A 17,482-nucleotide genomic window follows, 5' to 3' on the forward strand; every position below is an offset into this window, starting at 1 on the left:
ATTAAATTAGAAAGGTGGGGGAAGGATGAAAGCAAAGTACACTTTAAAAGTGAAAAATATTCAAGGCATTAAAGAGGCTATTATATATATTGATAGGATGAATGGGATAGTTGGTGATAATAATTTAGGAAAATCAACTATAAATAAAATATTATATTGCTTAGTAAAGGCAAAAGTTCAAATGGATAATGAGGATGATAGTGAATATACAGGTAACGTGGTTGAGAGATTTTTTATGGATGAGGAACAAAAAGAAAAAATAAATAAATATATAAATGGAAATTCAGAGATTAAGCTTAATAAAAAGGAACTAGATATTATAGAGGATATTCGTAATTTAGTTGGAGATTTGAGTAGTATAAATAAAAATACAGCATTCAGTACACAAGTTTTAATGGAGCTTACTGAGCCTATAATAAGGTATGGCACAGAGAGTGGAGAAATTGAATTTTTTAAAGAAGAGGATTTAATTTATAAAGTTCAATTTACAAAAAATAAAAAACTATTTAAAAATAACACTATTCAAACTAAAAACAATTTAGGAATTACAGAAGAATGTAATAGATTAAAAGAAATGGATTATGAGGATGTAACGTATATCGGATTAAATGACATATTAGCATTATATCCGGTATGGGGGGATATCCTTATTGATGGAGGTATTAAAAGCTCAACTAAAGACACTGTAAGAAAATTGATGAAGTGTAATAACGTTAGAGAATTAGAAGATGGTTTAATTGCATATGATAAAAGTCTAGGATTAGTGTATAAAGCTAAAGAAAAATTTATAAATATAAATTCAGTAGGTGATGGATTTAAAAGATTAGCACAAATAAAAACATTGATAAATAATAAAATTATAAAAAGAAAAGGACTAGTTTTATTAGAAGAGCCAGAGGTAGGTATACATTCAAATAAAATAAAAGAATTAGTAGAAATACTCGAAAGTTTAGTGAAGAGTGGGGTAGATATAGTATTTACAACACATAGTAGCTTATTTATTAATTATATTTTAGAGAAGAGTAATATACATTTAGCAACATCAGAATCAGAAGAATTATTTGATGCAGAAACTATTATTCAATATACAAAAGATGCAAATGAAATATTAGCACCATATCTAAAGCCATTATCAGAGCTTAGAGAAGCAAAATTTAAAAGTATATTAGAAAGAAAAGTGAATAAAGATGAAATTGATTGATCTATCTAAAGGGACATTTTCAGAGTTATTTGATATTGTTGATAGTCGACTAGAAATGATTAAAGGATATGATTTGGATGATTTTGCAATAGAGTGTAGTCGGGGAAATGTGAGTGGAGTAGAAAATGAAGATACTTTGGCATCAGTGGATGCAATTTATATTGAAGAATGTGAAAAGATATATAAAATAGAAGCTAAGGATGTAGCGAAAACTATATACTATAGGATATTGGGATATACAAAAATTTCAATGAAAAAAAGTTATTTAGAAAAGAAAAATAAAGAAAATTATAAAGCTATTGATATGGAAAAGAAAATATTTGGTACAGAAAGATTATTATCAAGGCTAGAAGATATAAAAGAGTATTTAAATAAGGGATATCTTTTAATGATCAATGAAGACGTAACTATTTTACTTAATAAATGTGAACCTATTGAAAGAGAAGAATTAGAAAATCAATTATTATTATTTGCAGATGAAATTATAGAGTTAAAAGAAGGGATTTCAGATCTTTTAAAAGAACAAGATGGATTCAAAGTATGTAATATTGAGGGATTAATAGATATATTAAATTTATAATATAAGGAATATTATAAAAATTAAACAAAAGTTAAAGCAACGGGAGTGCTTTAACTTTTTTTTGTAAAATTTAAAAAAAGGTGTCACAAAGCATAAGGGTGAATTGTTATATAGATAGATGTACATCAAGGGAGAGTTTTTATGATGAGCAATTTGGAGAGTTTAGATATTTTTGAAACCTCTATTACAGAGGCTAATGAGGGGGATTTAGAGAGGCTAAAGGATTTATATATTGAGGAAAGAAGGGGGATTTTTCTTTTTATATTGTCTATGGTTAAGGATTATGGAGAGGCTGAGGATTTACTTCAGGATGTTTTTGTGAGGATTATTTCTAGTAGTGATTCTTATAAAAAGGGAACTAATGCAAAGGCGTGGATTTTAACTATTGCAAGGAATTTATCTTTAAATTATTTAAATAGGTCTAAGAGAATCAAAGTGGATAATGAAATTGAAATTTCAAGTAGTGGTGATTTTGAAGATTTAGAAAGTCATATTGAGTTTTTGAGGATGATTGAACCTTTAAGTGAGGTTGAAAAAGGAATAATTATTCTTAAATTAAATGTTGGTCTTTCATATATTCAAATTTCAAAGGTTTTAGGAATTTCAATTATAAATGCTAGAGCAAAGTATTCTAGAGCTATTAAAAAACTTAGGGTGAGTTTTAAGGAGGATAAATAATAATGTTTAGAAGAAATAAAAAGATTGATGAATATATGAGAATAAGTAATGGTGTAAAGATTCCAGGGGAAAAAGAGAAAATAATTAATTTAAATGAGAGGAGAAAAAATGGTATGAAAAAGAAATCAATTTTAAGTGCTGCTATGGTGGCTATTGTAAGTGGAGTAGTGTTATTTACTAATATAGGTGCAGGAATGGGGAGTGAAGGAGCGAGTATAGATGGAATAAAAGTTTATGCAAGTGAAAGTGGAAGCCATAATAAAAGTGTGGAATTAAAGAAGGATACAAAAACAGAAATTAAAGGTGGCTTTAAAGTTTTTGGAGATACAGAAAATGGAACTGGATTAATATCAGAAGGAATATTATTAGATATTCAGTCAAAGGAGTTAGAAAGCTTAAAGCTTAAGGCAAATAAGGGTGGTTTCTCAGAGTTTACAAAAGGATTACCAAAAGATGATGAGGGAGTATTATTTGAAGAAAAAACTGGGGATAATGGAGAGAATATGAAAAAGGGTAAAAAGATTATAGAAAAAAATTCAGAGGAAAGAACTAAAACATATGAAGAAGGAAAAAATGAATTAACTTTAGAAAATGTAGAAGGAAAAGCTACTATTGAATATACTTATAGTAAGGCGATGGCGAAAGCTTTAGAGGGAGGAAAAAAAGTTTCAGAGGTTTTAAATGGTGTGGAAATAGAGATAGAAGCCACATACAAAGGTGGAAAAGTGACTAAAAATACAATAAAACTTTCAGTAGAAAATGACAAAATTGTAGCAGAATTAAAATAATACAATAAAGATTAGAAATGGAAAAGATTACATTTCTAATCTTTTAGTTTTTTGAAAAATAAGTAGAAATTTTGGGCTTTATTTAGTTGACAAGACTTTTTTTGTAATTTATAATTATGATAATTTAAAATTGAATTTGCACATTTACGACTCGTATATCCCCTGAATATGGCAGGGAGTATCTACCGGAAACCTTAAATTTCTGACTATGAGTGATTATAATAAAGCTAATCTTACATCTTTATAATGGAATTTTTTTACTAAGATGTATATAAGGGCATATTATCTTCACTTATTGAAGCTAATGTGCTTTTTTTGTACTTTTTTATAGTTTTGTTTGACTATATATAACATTAAAAGAAAAATGTACAAGTTAGAAAAGCATAATTTAGCATGATGAGTTCGGTTAAAATGGCATAATATTATAAAAATTTACACAATCTAATATAAATAAAAAATTCTTTATAGACGAGGGGAGAAATTTAAAATGGCAAAAATATTAAAACAAGCTTATACATTCGATGATGTACTTTTAGTTCCTAACAAATCAGAAATATTACCTAATGGGGTATCTTTAAAAACTAATTTAACTAAGAAATTAGTTTTAAATATTCCTTTAATAAGTGCAAGTATGGATACAGTAACTGAGTCAAAAATGGCTATTGCTATGGCTAGAGAAGGTGGACTTGGAATTATTCATAAAAACATGAGTATTGAAGCACAAGCTAAGGAAGTTGATAAAGTTAAAAGACAAGAAAACGGAGTAATTACAGATCCAATATTTCTTTCACCAGAGCATACTTTAAGAGATGCTGAAGATCTTATGGGACAATACAGAATATCAGGTGTACCTATAACTGTTGAAGGTAAATTAGTTGGAATTTTAACTAACAGAGATGTAACATTTGAAACTGATTTTGATAAAAAAATTGGTGATGTTATGACTAAAGAAAATTTAGTTACAGCTCCAGAAAATACAACTATGGATGAAGCTAAAGAGTTATTAAGAAAGCATAAGATTGAAAAATTACCTCTTGTTGATGGAGAAGGAAACTTAAAAGGACTTATAACTATAAAGGATATTGAAAAAGCTAGAATCTTCCCAAATGCAGCTAAAGATTCACAAGGAAGACTTTTATGTGGAGCAGCCGTTGGAGTAACTGGCGACATGATGGAAAGAGTAGATGCATTATATAAAGCAAAGGTTGACGTTATAACTATTGATACAGCACATGGACATTCAAAGGGAGTTTTAGAAGCTGTTAAGAAGGCTAAAGAAAAATATCCTGATTTACAAGTTATAGCTGGAAATGTAGCAACTGCTGAAGCAACTGAAGATTTAATTAAAGCAGGAGCTGACTGTGTTAAAGTTGGAATAGGACCTGGTTCAATATGTACTACAAGAGTAGTTGCAGGAGTTGGAGTTCCTCAATTAACAGCGGTTATGGATTGTGTAGAGATGGGTAAAAAATATGGAATTCCTGTTATTGCAGATGGAGGAATAAAATTCTCTGGAGATGTAGTTAAAGCATTAGCTGCTGGAGCTTGTGCAGCTATGATGGGTTCATTATTTGCAGGATGCGAAGAAGCACCAGGAGAAATTGAAATGTTCCAAGGAAGAAGCTATAAAGTGTATAGAGGAATGGGTTCACTTGGAGCTATGGCAAATGGTTCAAAGGACAGATACTTCCAAGATGGAAACAAAAAGTTAGTCCCAGAAGGTGTTGAAGGAAGAATAGCATTTAAAGGTTCTGTAACAGATACAATATTCCAAATGCTTGGAGGAATAAGATCAGGAATGGGTTATTTAGGTTCAATAGACTTAAATACGCTATATGAAACAGCAACATTTGTAGTTCAAACATCAGCAGGTCTTAGAGAAAGTCATCCACATGATATAAATATAACTAAAGAAGCACCAAACTATAGTGTTGGAAAGTAGTTAAGAGTGAAAAGTTAATAAGTAAGAGTTAGGGGTGAAATTGCAAGCAATTTCTGAATGTATAAGAAAAAGGAAAGAAAACTTTTAACTATTCATTCTAAACTCTTAACTCCAAAACAAAGTTTTGGTATAATTTACTATATAAAAATAAGAAGAATTTCTAGGAGGAAAAAATGAAGAAGGATTTAGTTTTAATTGTTGACTTTGGTGGTCAATATAATCAGCTTATTGCGAGAAGAGTTAGAGAGTGTGGAATATATTGTGAGATAATTCCTTACACATACACAATGGAAAAAATAAAAGAAAAGAATCCTAAGGGAATTATTTTTACTGGTGGACCTAACAGTGTTTACGGTGAAAATACTCCTAAAGTATCTGAAGAAATTTTTGAATTAGGTGTTCCAGTGCTTGGAATATGCTATGGTGTTCAACTTATGTCACATCTTTTAGGTGGAAAAGTTTCTACAGCACCAGTTAGAGAATACGGAAAAACTGAAATTAACATAGATAATGCTTCAAAATTATTTGAAGGAATTAATGAAAAAGATATTTGTTGGATGAGTCATACAGATTACATATCTGAGGCACCAGAAGGATTTAAGATTACTGCACATACTGAAGTTTGTCCTGTTGGAGCTATGGAAAATGCAGATAGAAACCTTTATGGAGTTCAATTCCATCCAGAAGTTGAGCATACACCATTTGGTCAAAAAATGCTTCAAAACTTCTTATACAATATTTGTGGATTAGAAAAAACTTGGACTATGGCTTCTTTTGCAGAAGAAAAAATAAAAGAAATTAAAGATTTAGTTGGAGATAAAAAAGTTCTTTGTGCTTTATCAGGGGGAGTTGATTCATCAGTTGCAGCTATGATAGTTCATAAAGCAATTGGACATAATTTAACTTGTATCTTTGTTGACCATGGTTTACTTAGAAAAGATGAAGGAGATACAGTTGAAAGAGTATTCAAGAAAGAATTTGATATGAACATTATAAGAGTTAATGCACAAGATAGATTCCTTGGAAAACTTAAAGGTGTATCAGATCCTGAAACTAAGAGAAAAATTATTGGTGAAGAGTTTATAAGAGTATTTGAAGAAGAAGCTAACAAAGTTGGAGAAATAGATTACTTAGTACAAGGAACTATTTATCCTGATATAGTTGAAAGTGGAACAGATACTTCAGCAGTTATAAAATCACACCATAACGTTGGAGGACTTCCAGAAGATATGGAATTCTCTTTAATAGAACCATTAAGAGAGTTATTTAAAGATGAAGTTAGAGCAGTTGGAGAAGAGCTTGGAATCCCTCATAAATTAGTATGGAGACAGCCATTCCCAGGACCAGGACTTGCAATTAGAGTGCTTGGAGAGATAACTGAAGAGAAACTTCACATTACAAGAGAAGCAGATGCAATATTCAGAGAAGAAATTGCAAATGCAAACTTAGATGAAACTATATGGCAATACTTTGCATGTCTACCAAACATAAAATCAGTTGGAGTTATGGGAGATGAGAGAACTTACTGTCATACAATTGCACTTAGAGCAGTTACATCAAGTGATGCAATGACATCAGAATGGGCAAGAATTCCTTACGAACTATTAGACTTAGTAAGTAGAAGGATTGTAAATGAAGTACCAGGAGTAAATAGAATTGTTTATGATGTAACTTCAAAACCACCAGCTACTATTGAGTGGGAATAGAATTAAATTAGAATTAAGAATTATGGAAAGCTAAGTTAGTGAAAATCTGACTTAGCTTTTTTGCAATTAATAAAGGAAGTATAATTTAAAGTTTTGTGATAAAATGTATTGTAGAAATTTTTAATATAATAACGTAGGGATGAATAAGATGTTTTTTGGAACTACTGAAGAAGAGTTTTTAGAAAAATTAAAGCAGAATAGACAATACTTTAGAGAAAATCAATATATGACTATGGATGTTGAGGGGCAGTTTGGAGTACCTTCAATTTATTATACTGGGGAAGTAGAATTAGAGGCATATAGACATTTTAGAAAGTTAAAGGGGAAACATAGAAGGATTGTAAAGGCTGATATATTAAGTGTTGATTTTTTAGATTCAGAGATGATTTTAGAGTATGATATTAAAGAAATTATAGAAGATAGTGAAAACTAAGAAAAAATATTATTAGAGAGATAAGTAATTTGCAAAAATCTTATATAAAAATAAAGTTTTGAAACAAAGGAGGACAAGCAAGATGAGATATAAACCAATGAAGGAAAGCGAATATAAAATGTATGCTATTATAAATATAATCGTAGGGATTCTAGCTATAATAGGATGTGGACTAGCAAGCAACTTAATGGAAGGAATGCAAGCTATAGGAATAGAAGCTATAATAATAGTAGTATTCTTAATAATATTTGCAGGATTAAACCACAAGATGAATAAATTCAAAGGATAAATAAGAGTTAATAGGTAAGAATTAAGAGTTGTAATATAACTTTTAATTCTTTTTTTGTTTTGAGGTTTTTACAATAGAATGAAGTATTTTTTTTAGTTCTGTACAGTCTTTAAGTAAAGAGGAACCTTGAGTTTGTGTAAAATAGTCTGTTTGTATTAGAAGTTTAATCCAATACTCGGTTTCGCTAGCTTCTTTTAAGGCTATATTCATTTTATGAGTAAAGTCAGCACTACTTTGAGCATAAAGTGCTTCATGGACATTAGCACCGATACTTGTGCCAGAACGTAACATTTGTTTAGAAAGAATATATTCGGTTTTAAAAGTGATGAGATATTTATAAGCACAAACAATACGAATGGAAAAAGAAAAACTTTTATCAGCAATAATACTTTTCAAAACAACCACTCCCCTTAGTATAAATAGTTATATTATTGACAGAATAGTAGCAGTTATACAAAATTTTGAAAAAATAATAAAAACTCTTACTTTTAACCTATTAACTCTTAACTAACAAAAAAGTAAGTAATGTTCAAATCCAAAATATCATTTTATAATAAGTCTCGTAGGGAAAACTTCCTACACCTTAAGGAGATAATTAAAGTTTAAGAATTCTTAAATCATAATTTTTATAGAATGAAAGGATGATTTACAAATGAAAAAGATAATTTCAGGTATTGTTTTATTAATAGGTATAATATTGATTCTTGTGGCTGGTGTTATGTATAACCAAAGCACAAAGAATATTCCAATACAAAAGATGACTGTAACTTCTACAGGAGTTAAAAATGGTGTGTGGGATGCACAGTATGGTGCAGCTTCTAAGGATAAGATTGGTGCAATGCCAACTGTTTCAGTTCCTTTACAATGGACTAAGGGTCCTAAGGACACTAAGTCTTATGCAATTACTTTAGTTGATAACAATACAACTTCTGTTGTTGGATTCCCATGGATTCACTGGGTTGCAGCTGATATTCCAACTGATGTTACTTCTTTAAAAGCTAATGCAAGTAGAGATGATGCTAACATAATGGTACAAGGTGTAAATAGTTATGCTGCAGGAGATCCACTTCCATTACCATCAATTAAAGGATTTAGAGTTCCAAGAAAAGATGCCGAGTTCTACGGTGGAATGGTTCCAGTAAACTTTGCTCATACATACACTTTAACTGTATATGCTTTAAACACTAAGTTAAACTTAAAACCAGGATATACTTATGGTGAGCTTATGAATGCTATGAGAGGACATATTGTAGGATTAGGACAATTAAATGCTAAATATGATGCTGCAATAACTAAAATAGCTTAATAGATAATTAAGAGTCGATAGAAATATTGGCTCTTATTTTTGTATTAAAAAGAGATTAGTTAAATTGAGCATGAAAAAGTTTAAATGTATAAGAAAATAGTGTAAAATGTAGAAGAGGAATTTTAAGAATATTCATTAAAATTAACCTTAATATAAATTTTAAGTTATAAATGTTTAAAGCGTAGCATAAGATAGTTTATGTAGTATAACTTTGCAAAGACTAGGAGGAATTAGTTATGAATAAAGGATTATCATTAGATTTAACTATGACAGCACCTTATTTAAATATGTCTGAAGTAGAATATTTAAATGAGATGGTTGAAGTAGCACATAAGAAATTACATGAGAAAACTGGGGCAGGAAATGACTTTTTAGGATGGATTGATTTACCAGTAAATTATGATAAAGATGAATTTGCAAGAATTAAAAAGGCAGCAGAAAAAATAAAATCTGATTCAGATGTTTTAATAGTTATTGGAATTGGTGGATCTTACCTAGGAGCTAGAGCTGCAATAGAAATGCTTAATAATAATTTCTATAATGCTTTAGATAAAGAAGATAGAAAAGCACCACAAATTTTCTATGTTGGTAACAACATAAGTTCAACATATATGGCACAACTTGTAAACTTAGTTAAAGATAAGGAAGTTTCTGTTAATGTTATTTCTAAATCAGGAACAACTACAGAGCCTGCTATAGCATTTAGAATTTTTAAAGAATTATTAGAAAAGAAATATGGAAAAGAAGTAGCAAAAGAAAGAATATATGCAACTACTGATAAAGCTAGAGGAGCATTAAAATCTTTAGCTGATGCAGAAGGATACGAGACTTTTGTTATTCCAGATGATGTTGGTGGAAGATTCTCAGTATTAACACCAGTTGGATTATTACCAATAGCAGCTTCAGGAATTAATATTGATGAAATGATGCAAGGTGCAGCAGATGCAAGAGAAGAATTCTCTAATCCAAATATGAGTGAAAATATTTGTTACCAATATGCAGCTGCAAGAAATGCTCTTTACAATAAAGGAAAAGGCATTGAAATACTAGTAAACTATGAGCCACAATTACATTTCTTTGGTGAGTGGTGGAAACAACTTTATGGAGAGTCAGAAGGAAAAGATAATAAAGGATTATTCCCAGCAGCAGTTGACTTCTCAACAGATTTACACTCAATGGGACAATATATTCAAGAAGGAAGAAGAGACCTTATTGAAACAGTAATCAATGTTAAAACTCCACAAGAAGTAGTTACTATCGAAACTCAAGAAGGAGATTTAGATGGATTAAACTTCTTAGCAGGAAAAGATATGGATTTTGTTAATCATAAGGCATTTGAAGGAACTTTATTAGCTCATAATGATGGTGGAGTACCAAATATGATAGTTAATGTTCCAGAATTATCACCATATTACTTTGGACAATTAGTTTACTTCTTTGAAAAAGCTTGTGGAATTAGTGGATATTTATTAGGAATAAATCCATTTGACCAACCAGGAGTTGAAGCATATAAGAAAAATATGTTTGCACTTTTAGGAAAGCCAGGATATGAAGATTTAAAAGCTAGTCTTGAAGAAAGATTAAAATAGAACATGAAGATTATAATAGATGGAGATGCTTGTCCAAGCATCTCCAAAATTGAAAATATAGCTAAAAAACATAAGATAGAAGTCGAGATTTATTGTGATATTCATCATGTTATAAATAGTGATTATTCAAAGGTACATATAGTAGATAGTGGATTTCAAAGTGTAGATATGTATATAATAAATAATGTATCTAATGGTGATATAGTAGTTACTCAGGATTTTGGTGTTGCAGCTCTTTGCTTACCTAAGAAAGCTAAGGTTATAAATCCAAATGGGAAAATTTATACTGATAATAATATTGATATGCTTTTAGAGACGAGATATATGTCACAAAAAATAAGAATGGCAGGTCATAGAACTAAAGGTCCTAAAAAGAGAACAACTTTAGATGAAAAAGAATTTTTGAAAAATTTTGAGAAAATAGTATGTGAATCTAACAGTTAATAAGGCTGTTAGATTTTTTTATTGAAATAATACAAAAATTGTTAAAAAATGTATTAAAGTAAAAAGCTTTTTACTGTATAATATATAATTATAGGAATGTCTAAATATAGGGAGGGTGATACAAGTGATAAAAATACCAACTAAAATAAATTTGATATTTAATAAAAAAAGCCCTCAAAGGGTTGATTCTAGTATAGAAATAAAGGTAGAAAGTGATGCTATCATTGATTATAAAATATTAGTAGGAAATGATGGGATATGGAATACAATTAAAGAATTTAATGATTCAGAAGAATGTATTTGGAATCCAAAGGAAGAAGGAACATACATAGTTATGGTTCAAGGGAAGAGTCGAGACTCAGAAAAGCCTTATGATGTTATGGCAAAGGAAGAGTTTGTTATTCATAATAAGAAAAAAGAAAAGAATTTATTAAAAGAGATAAACATAGATAAAGAAGAATATGTTGAAGGTGACAGAATAAAAGTTACAGGAGTATCAGAAGAGAAGGATATTCTGTATAGGTTCTGGAAAAAAGGAAAGAAAGGCTGGGAGTCTTTAAGAGATTATGGTAAGGATGCATATATTCAATATACAGCTTTAAGCTTTGGTGATGAGGAAATTCTTGTAGAGTGTAAGAGAATAGAATCAAAAGAAGCCTTTGACGATTTTAAGACGGTAAAATTTAAAATAAAGAAAAAAGAAAAGCTTGAGATAACAGGTTTTAGATGTTTAACGGAGGAAAGACTTGTAGATAGAGAACTTGTTTTTAAAGTACAAGCTTCACAAAAGAGTAATAGAGCCTTACTTTTTAAATTTATAAAGATTGATAGTGAGGGACATTCAGTTTGTATTCAAGATTTTTCTTCAAGACAGATTGTAACTTATCAAGAGGTAAAACCAGGGGATTATAAAATACTTTGTTTAATGAAGGATATTCTTTCAAATAAAGAGTATGATGATAGAGCAATAATGCATTATAAGGTAAGACCTTATAATAAGATAAAGATAAATAAATTTGAAGCAGATGTTAAATCACCACAGAAAACCGAAACTGATATTAAGTTTAAGGTTGAGGCTGAAGGTGGAAGGGAAAAAGTTTATAGATATATTATAGATGGGATTGTAAGTGATGATTCTTGTTACACGAGAAGTACAGAATATGTATGGACGCCTAAAGAAGAAGGAAAATATAAAATAACTATATTTGCTAAAGATATTTCATTTAAAGGTGATTATGAAGATAAGAAATCAATGATTTTTGAGGTAGATAAAAGAGGGGATCAGCCTATAAGAATAGTAGATATTATAGCTGACACTAATAGAGAAACAATTATAAATAAGCCTATAAATTTAAGAGTACTTGCAGAAGGTGGGACAGCTTTAACGTATGCCTTTAAGATATTTAAAGATGGAAAAGAACTTCAAGCTATAAAGTTTAATAGATCTAATTACATTAATTTTACACCAACTGAAAAAGGTAAATATGAGGTTGATATAAAAATTAAGGATAAATACACTAGAGCAGAGTATGATGTTCAAACAAGTTATTTTATTACTGTTAGAGAATACTTACCTGGTTCTATAGAGCATATCTTAATTCCAAAGAGAGACCACTATCTTGTTAATGAAAGTATTGATATTGAGGCAATTGTACAAGATACAAAAAATACTTTAATAAATATTGTAACTAAAATAAATGGTAATATTGTTGAAGAAACAGATTTTATGCCAAATAAAAGGATTTGTATAAAACCCAAATGTGCAGGAAGATATGGTTTTGAGATATATGCTAAAAATGTAAAATGTGAAAAAGAGTTTGATAGTAAAAAAGAATTAACTATTTATGTAGAAGAAGCAACACCAGTAATAGGGACAAAGGTTACTGTAACTGAAAGCAAGGTTGGAGATAACAAGGAAATAACCTTTAAGGCAAGAAGTATTGGTGGAAAAGATGTATGTTATGAATTTTATATAATGGAAAAAGGAAACTGGGTTAAAGCTCAAGGTTATAGTAAAAAGAATTACTATACTTTTATTCCATACAATGAAGGTATATTTAGAGTTTTAGTTCTTGCAAAAAGTTATTATAAGAGAGTAAATTATGAAGATTACTGCGAAATAGAATTTACAGTATAAGCTATGGGGGAAAAGGGTGAAGTTAGATAATATAAATACTGATTTAATTATGAAAATGGGGCTTATGAATACTATGGTGAAGAAGCAAGCAGGAGATGGACTTGAGTTTCAAATTATGATGCAAGCTATGCTTCAAAATATGGCGGAAGTAAGCCAGGATAAAGCTGATGGAAAGATAATGACAACAGAAGTTGGAATGAGATTAGAGGATTTAAAGCTAGTCTTAAATGGGAATAATAAATATAATAATCAATATGTTAATTCATCTATAAAAGATGAGGTAAAAGTAGAGGAAACAGATAAAACAGAAGGCACATATTCTAATGATACAAAAGGTCAAATATATAAAGCAGTAGATAAATATTCTAAGGTTTATGGTGTAGATAGAAAGCTTGTTTTAGCAGTTATAAAGGCTGAATCTAACTTTAATCCTAAATGTGTATCAAGTGCAGGGGCTATGGGAGTTATGCAACTCATGCCTGTAAATGTTAAGGAAGAGGGGATTACAGACCCTTTTGATATTGACCAGAATGTTAGAGGTGGAGTTTCGGAACTTAGTAAACACTTAAAAAGATATAAGGGAAATGTAGAAATGGCATTAATGGCGTATAATGCAGGTCCAGGAACAGTTCAAAGAAGAGGTGTTAAAGGCCCACAGGATTTATATAAAATGCCAGCAGAAACAAGGAATTATGTACCAAAGGTTTTAAAATTCTATAAAACAATGTAAAGACAGGCTATATCAAATTTATTTTTGGTATAGCTTATTTTAATAGAAAAAAATAGTATTAAAATAAAATTGGTTATAAAAAGAGCTTTATGCTAGAATAAAGAAATAGTAAAAGTTTTGAAATACATAAGGAGAGCTTTAGAATATGGAAAGATTAGATAAGATTATTTCAAATTTAGGTTTTGGAAGTAGAAAAGAAGTTAAAATTTTAATTAAAAAAGGTTTTGTTGAGGTTGATGGGGTTGTAGTTAAGGATACTAACATGAAGGTTAATCCAGATGAAACTGTAATAAAGGTAAATGGTGAGGAGTTATATTATAGAGAGTTTATTTACTTAATGATGAATAAACCAGATGGAGTTATTTCAGCTACATATGATAATAGAGACACTACAGTTGTAGATTTATTACATGTTGATCATCAAGCATTTGAACCATTTCCAGTAGGAAGATTAGATAAAGATACAGTAGGATTATTATTATTAACTAATGATGGTGAACTTAATCACAGATTGATAGCACCTAAATGGCATGTTGATAAAGTTTATTTTGCAAGAATAGACAAAGAAGTTACCGAAGAAGATGTTGAGGCATTTAAAAATGGAATTACATTAGATGATGGATATGAGTGTAAGGAAGCTAAGCTTGAAGTTTTAAAAACTGATGAAGAAGGTTCAGAAGTAAATATAACTATACAAGAAGGGAAATTCCATCAAGTTAAAAGAATGTTTGAAGCTAGGGATAAAAAAGTAGTTTATCTTCAAAGAACAGAGTTTGGAGGATTACCTTTAGACAGGGATTTAGAAGAGGGCGAATACAGAGAATTAACTGATGAAGAAATAGAACATTTAAAAAGTTTCTAATAAATTAATAAAGTGTGAACAAAACAGGAAGAAGATAATAGAAATAATCAAAATTTTAATTGAAAAAATTGAAAAATGATAAAAGAATTTCTAGATATTGCAAATAAATGGAACGTAACATATAATATGTCTGAGGATAAATAAAAGGATGTATAGCCCCCTTTTTATTTATTGCTTATTGCTAGCACAACCTGGCCCCAAGGGTTGTGCTAAAGTTTTTTTAGTAATTTAATTAAATTGAAAAAATGAAAGGAAAATATATTTTCCTTTCATTTTTTTATGCTAAATTTAAATATTCTTCTAAACTAAGAGTGTTATCATAGAAATATTTGCTATGTGAAACTCCAATATATCTGTAATGCCAAGATTCGTATTTGTAGCCAGTTATATGCTCTTTACCTTTTGGATATCTTAAGATAAATCCAAACTTATGAGCATTTAGGAGGAGCCATTTAGCTTCTTTTGAATTATCAAACTTTGAGTTTATAGCTTCTGTTGGATTAGAGCCTACAATATCCACTGTTAACCCAGTTTGATGTTCACTATGACCAGGTTTTGCAGAGAATTTATCAGCATTTTTTTCACCAACAGATTTTACATAAGATTTATATAAATTATCTTGGTAGGAATAGCTTCTAAAACTAGAACCAATATCGATAGAAATATTATCTTTTTTAGCAGCTTCCTTCATTTTATTGAAAGCTTGGAGCATTTCTTTGTTATTTCCAGGATTAAAAGTGCTTGGAAGAGCGTAATCCTTATTAACTAAAAGAATATTATTTATATAAAGTGGTGATGATACTGCTAATGGATTACTTAGATTTATATTAATAAATTTGCCTTGGATTATTTTTTTATTGTTATCAGAAATTGTATCTAATGTTTCATCAACTAGATTTTCAGTGTTATCAAAGATAAAATTGTTGTTAGTTGCAAATGCAAAAGCAGAATTACTTAAGACAAATAAGAAAACTAATAGCATAGAAAAAAATAATTTGGATTTATTAATTTTAATCACCTCCTAAAAATACTTAATATATGTATATGAGTAGATTTTAGAAGTATGACAAGAAATGAATATTTACAATAAGATTAATAATAGGTATAATTATTGAAGGTAATTAAATTAATAGTAAGAGCTTATTTAAAAAGAGTTTCCCTTTTCGTCCTAAAGTAGGGGTGAATGGGATTTTTTTATTTATAGATTGTATTCTAAATAATAGAAAAGAAAGGTGTTATTAGATGAAACAAAAATTAGCAAATTTAATATTTCCAAATGAATTAAAAACAGTAGAATATTATACAAATGAGTATAAGCCTAGAGACGTAAAAGAAGGAGCACATGTTGTTCGTTATGCTCCAAGTCCAACAGGATTCCAACATATAGGTGGAGTTTATGCAGCATTAATAAATGAAAGATTAGCACATCAAAGTGAAGGAATTTTCTATTTAAGAATAGAAGATACTGACCAAAAAAGAGAAGTTAAGGGTGCTATAGATGATACAATTCAAACTATGCATAACTTTGGAATGGATTTTGATGAAGGTATGATAGGAGAAGATGAGTCAAAAGGTGCTTATGGACCATATAGACAAAGCTTAAGAAAAGAAATATATCATGCATTTGCAAAAGATTTAATCTTAAAAGGATTAGCATATCCTTGTTTCTGTACTTCAGAAGAATTAAATGAAATAAGAGAAAAGCAAATGGCAGAAAAAATAACACCAGGTTATTATGGAGAATATGCTGTTTACAGAAATCTTTCTGATGAAGAAGCTATAAAGAAAATAGAAGCTGGAGATGAATACATCTTAAGATTAAAATCACCAGGAAAAGAAGAAAATAGAGTTGAAATAGTAGATTTAATTAAAGGTGAATTAGCATTACCTGAAAATGTTCAAGACATAGTTATAATTAAATCTGACGGACTTCCAACTTATCACTTTGCACATGCAATTGATGATGCATTAATGCACACAACTGACGTTATAAGAGGAGAAGAGTGGCTTTCATCATTACCAATACATTTACAATTATTCGATGTATTAGGATTTGAAAGACCAAACTATGCACATGTTCCAACTATAATGAAATCAGAGAATGGTTCAAAAAGAAAATTATCAAAAAGAAAAGACCCAGAAAGTGCAGTTAGCTACTACAGAGAAGAAGGATATCCAGAAGTTTGTGTTATAGAATATCTTTTAAATATCATAAACTCATGGTTTGAAGAATGGAGAGCTGAAAATCCAGATGCTGATTATCATGAATTCCCAGTATCATTAGAAAAAATGAGTAAATCAGGGGCATTATTTGATATAGTTAAATTACATGATGTAAGTAAAAACATTATCTGTAAAATGAAAGCTACTGAAGTTTATGACAGATATACTGCATGGGCTAAAGAGTTTGACAAAGAAATGTACTCTTTAGTATCTGCTAAAGAAGAAATGATGAAAAAAGTATTTAATATAGATAAAGAAGGTCCAAAACCAAGAAAAGACTTTGGTAAATGGAACGAAGTTAAAGAAAAAATCTTCTACTTCTTTGATGAAGAGTTTGATAAAGAAAAAGCAGAAGATGTAGAACTTCCAAAAACTTTATCATTAGAAACTGCAAAAGAAGTTATAAAGGTTTATAAAGAGTCTTATAACCATGGGTTAAGCAGTCAAGAAGAATGGTTTGAGCATTTAAAAGAATTAGCTTCAAACAACGGATTTGCAACTAATAGAAAAGAATTCAAAGCAGAGCCAGAAAAATTCAAAGGAATGGTTTCAGACTTTGCAGGAGCGGTAAGAA

The 17,482-nt window shown here is 29.5% G+C and carries 17 protein-coding genes and 1 riboswitch; of the genes, 15 read left to right on the forward strand and 2 right to left on the reverse strand.

Annotated elements, in window-relative coordinates; translation table 11 throughout:
* The first annotated feature begins 25 nt into the window (after positions 1-25).
* The 8 genes from ACRC28_RS11255 (at position 26) to ACRC28_RS11290 (ending at position 7,617) form a co-directional block, all read left to right on the forward strand.
* Positions 26-1,201 (forward strand): ATP-binding protein, encoded by a 1,176-nt coding sequence (locus ACRC28_RS11255; protein WP_438543541.1) that lies wholly within the window; start codon positions 26-28, stop codon positions 1,199-1,201.
* Positions 1,188-1,781, forward strand: a complete 594-nt coding sequence (locus tag ACRC28_RS11260) for a hypothetical protein (protein WP_438543542.1) — start codon at positions 1,188-1,190, stop codon at positions 1,779-1,781. The genes ACRC28_RS11255 and ACRC28_RS11260 overlap by 14 nt, the downstream gene beginning before the upstream one ends.
* 141 nt (positions 1,782-1,922) lie before the next feature.
* Entirely contained in the window at positions 1,923-2,459 is a 537-nt protein-coding gene (locus ACRC28_RS11265) for an RNA polymerase sigma factor (RefSeq protein WP_438543543.1), read from the forward strand.
* A gap of 2 nt (positions 2,460-2,461) precedes the next feature.
* Positions 2,462-3,247 carry a hypothetical protein gene (locus ACRC28_RS11270; RefSeq protein WP_438543544.1) on the forward strand — a complete coding sequence of 262 codons (786 nt, stop codon included), beginning with the start codon at positions 2,462-2,464 and terminating at the stop codon, positions 3,245-3,247.
* Positions 3,248-3,378: 131 nt separating this feature from the next.
* Positions 3,379-3,476: riboswitch (purine riboswitch) on the forward strand.
* A 258-nt stretch (positions 3,477-3,734) separates the two neighbouring features.
* Entirely contained in the window at positions 3,735-5,189 is a 1,455-nt protein-coding gene (gene guaB / locus ACRC28_RS11275) for an IMP dehydrogenase (RefSeq protein ID WP_438543545.1), read from the forward strand.
* A gap of 173 nt (positions 5,190-5,362) precedes the next feature.
* Positions 5,363-6,895: a glutamine-hydrolyzing GMP synthase gene (gene guaA / locus ACRC28_RS11280; RefSeq protein ID WP_438543546.1), complete on the forward strand. Its 1,533-nt coding sequence runs from the start codon at positions 5,363-5,365 to the stop codon at positions 6,893-6,895.
* Positions 6,896-7,034: 139 nt separating this feature from the next.
* A complete protein-coding gene (locus tag ACRC28_RS11285) occupies positions 7,035-7,328 on the forward strand; it encodes a hypothetical protein (RefSeq protein WP_438543547.1) in 294 nt (97 codons plus the stop codon).
* Positions 7,329-7,410: 82 nt separating this feature from the next.
* Positions 7,411-7,617: a hypothetical protein gene (locus ACRC28_RS11290; protein ID WP_438543548.1), complete on the forward strand. Its 207-nt coding sequence runs from the start codon at positions 7,411-7,413 to the stop codon at positions 7,615-7,617.
* Positions 7,618-7,659: 42 nt separating this feature from the next.
* On the opposite strand, the gene ACRC28_RS11295 is transcribed toward ACRC28_RS11290, so the two are convergent.
* Positions 7,660-8,013 carry a four helix bundle protein gene (locus tag ACRC28_RS11295; RefSeq protein WP_438543549.1) on the reverse strand — a complete coding sequence of 118 codons (354 nt, stop codon included), beginning with the start codon at positions 8,011-8,013 and terminating at the stop codon, positions 7,660-7,662.
* A 256-nt stretch (positions 8,014-8,269) separates the two neighbouring features.
* Here ACRC28_RS11295 and ACRC28_RS11300 point away from each other — a divergent pair, with 256 nt between their 5' ends.
* From ACRC28_RS11300 to ACRC28_RS11325, 6 genes are all read left to right on the forward strand, one after another.
* The gene (locus ACRC28_RS11300) at positions 8,270-8,923 is read left to right on the forward strand and encodes a YbhB/YbcL family Raf kinase inhibitor-like protein (RefSeq protein WP_438543550.1); all 654 of its coding nucleotides are present in this window, start codon (positions 8,270-8,272) and stop codon (positions 8,921-8,923) included.
* Between the two features lie 236 nt (positions 8,924-9,159).
* Entirely contained in the window at positions 9,160-10,512 is a 1,353-nt protein-coding gene (locus ACRC28_RS11305; RefSeq protein WP_438543551.1) for a glucose-6-phosphate isomerase, read from the forward strand.
* 3 nt (positions 10,513-10,515) lie between these two features.
* Positions 10,516-10,956, forward strand: a complete 441-nt coding sequence (locus tag ACRC28_RS11310) for a YaiI/YqxD family protein (protein ID WP_438543552.1) — start codon at positions 10,516-10,518, stop codon at positions 10,954-10,956.
* 124 nt (positions 10,957-11,080) lie between these two features.
* On the forward strand, positions 11,081-13,093 hold the full coding sequence (locus ACRC28_RS11315) for a triple tyrosine motif-containing protein (protein WP_438543553.1): 2,013 nt from the start codon (positions 11,081-11,083) through the stop codon (positions 13,091-13,093).
* Between the two features lie 16 nt (positions 13,094-13,109).
* A complete protein-coding gene (locus ACRC28_RS11320; RefSeq protein ID WP_438543554.1) occupies positions 13,110-13,823 on the forward strand; it encodes a lytic transglycosylase domain-containing protein in 714 nt (237 codons plus the stop codon).
* A 145-nt stretch (positions 13,824-13,968) separates the two neighbouring features.
* Complete coding sequence (locus tag ACRC28_RS11325; protein ID WP_438543555.1) at positions 13,969-14,685, forward strand: pseudouridine synthase; 717 nt, start codon at positions 13,969-13,971, stop codon at positions 14,683-14,685.
* 277 nt (positions 14,686-14,962) lie between these two features.
* Here ACRC28_RS11325 and ACRC28_RS11330 read toward each other — a convergent pair whose 3' ends face one another.
* Positions 14,963-15,667 (reverse strand): M15 family metallopeptidase, encoded by a 705-nt coding sequence (locus ACRC28_RS11330; RefSeq protein ID WP_438543556.1) that lies wholly within the window; start codon positions 15,665-15,667, stop codon positions 14,963-14,965.
* 260 nt (positions 15,668-15,927) lie between these two features.
* Here ACRC28_RS11330 and gltX point away from each other — a divergent pair.
* Positions 15,928-17,482: glutamate--tRNA ligase (gene gltX, locus ACRC28_RS11335; RefSeq protein WP_438543557.1), on the forward strand; the 1,555-nt coding region annotated here is incomplete at its 3' end.

The organism is Clostridium sp., from assembly GCF_051650885.1.
Lineage (GTDB): Bacteria > Bacillota > Clostridia > Clostridiales > Clostridiaceae > Clostridium.

Coding starts and splice junctions, on each gene's coding strand:
- ACRC28_RS11255 (WP_438543541.1), top strand. CDS start 26: ATGAAAGCAAAGTACACTTTAAAAGTGAAAAATATTCAAGGCATTAAA.
- ACRC28_RS11260 (WP_438543542.1), top strand. CDS start 1,188: ATGAAATTGATTGATCTATCTAAAGGGACATTTTCAGAGTTATTTGAT.
- ACRC28_RS11265 (WP_438543543.1), top strand. CDS start 1,923: ATGATGAGCAATTTGGAGAGTTTAGATATTTTTGAAACCTCTATTACA.
- ACRC28_RS11270 (WP_438543544.1), top strand. CDS start 2,462: ATGTTTAGAAGAAATAAAAAGATTGATGAATATATGAGAATAAGTAAT.
- guaB (WP_438543545.1), top strand. CDS start 3,735: ATGGCAAAAATATTAAAACAAGCTTATACATTCGATGATGTACTTTTA.
- guaA (WP_438543546.1), top strand. CDS start 5,363: ATGAAGAAGGATTTAGTTTTAATTGTTGACTTTGGTGGTCAATATAAT.
- ACRC28_RS11285 (WP_438543547.1), top strand. CDS start 7,035: ATGAATAAGATGTTTTTTGGAACTACTGAAGAAGAGTTTTTAGAAAAA.
- ACRC28_RS11290 (WP_438543548.1), top strand. CDS start 7,411: ATGAGATATAAACCAATGAAGGAAAGCGAATATAAAATGTATGCTATT.
- ACRC28_RS11300 (WP_438543550.1), top strand. CDS start 8,270: ATGAAAAAGATAATTTCAGGTATTGTTTTATTAATAGGTATAATATTG.
- ACRC28_RS11305 (WP_438543551.1), top strand. CDS start 9,160: ATGAATAAAGGATTATCATTAGATTTAACTATGACAGCACCTTATTTA.
- ACRC28_RS11310 (WP_438543552.1), top strand. CDS start 10,516: ATGAAGATTATAATAGATGGAGATGCTTGTCCAAGCATCTCCAAAATT.
- ACRC28_RS11325 (WP_438543555.1), top strand. CDS start 13,969: ATGGAAAGATTAGATAAGATTATTTCAAATTTAGGTTTTGGAAGTAGA.
- ACRC28_RS11330 (WP_438543556.1), bottom strand. CDS start 15,667: ATGCTATTAGTTTTCTTATTTGTCTTAAGTAATTCTGCTTTTGCATTT.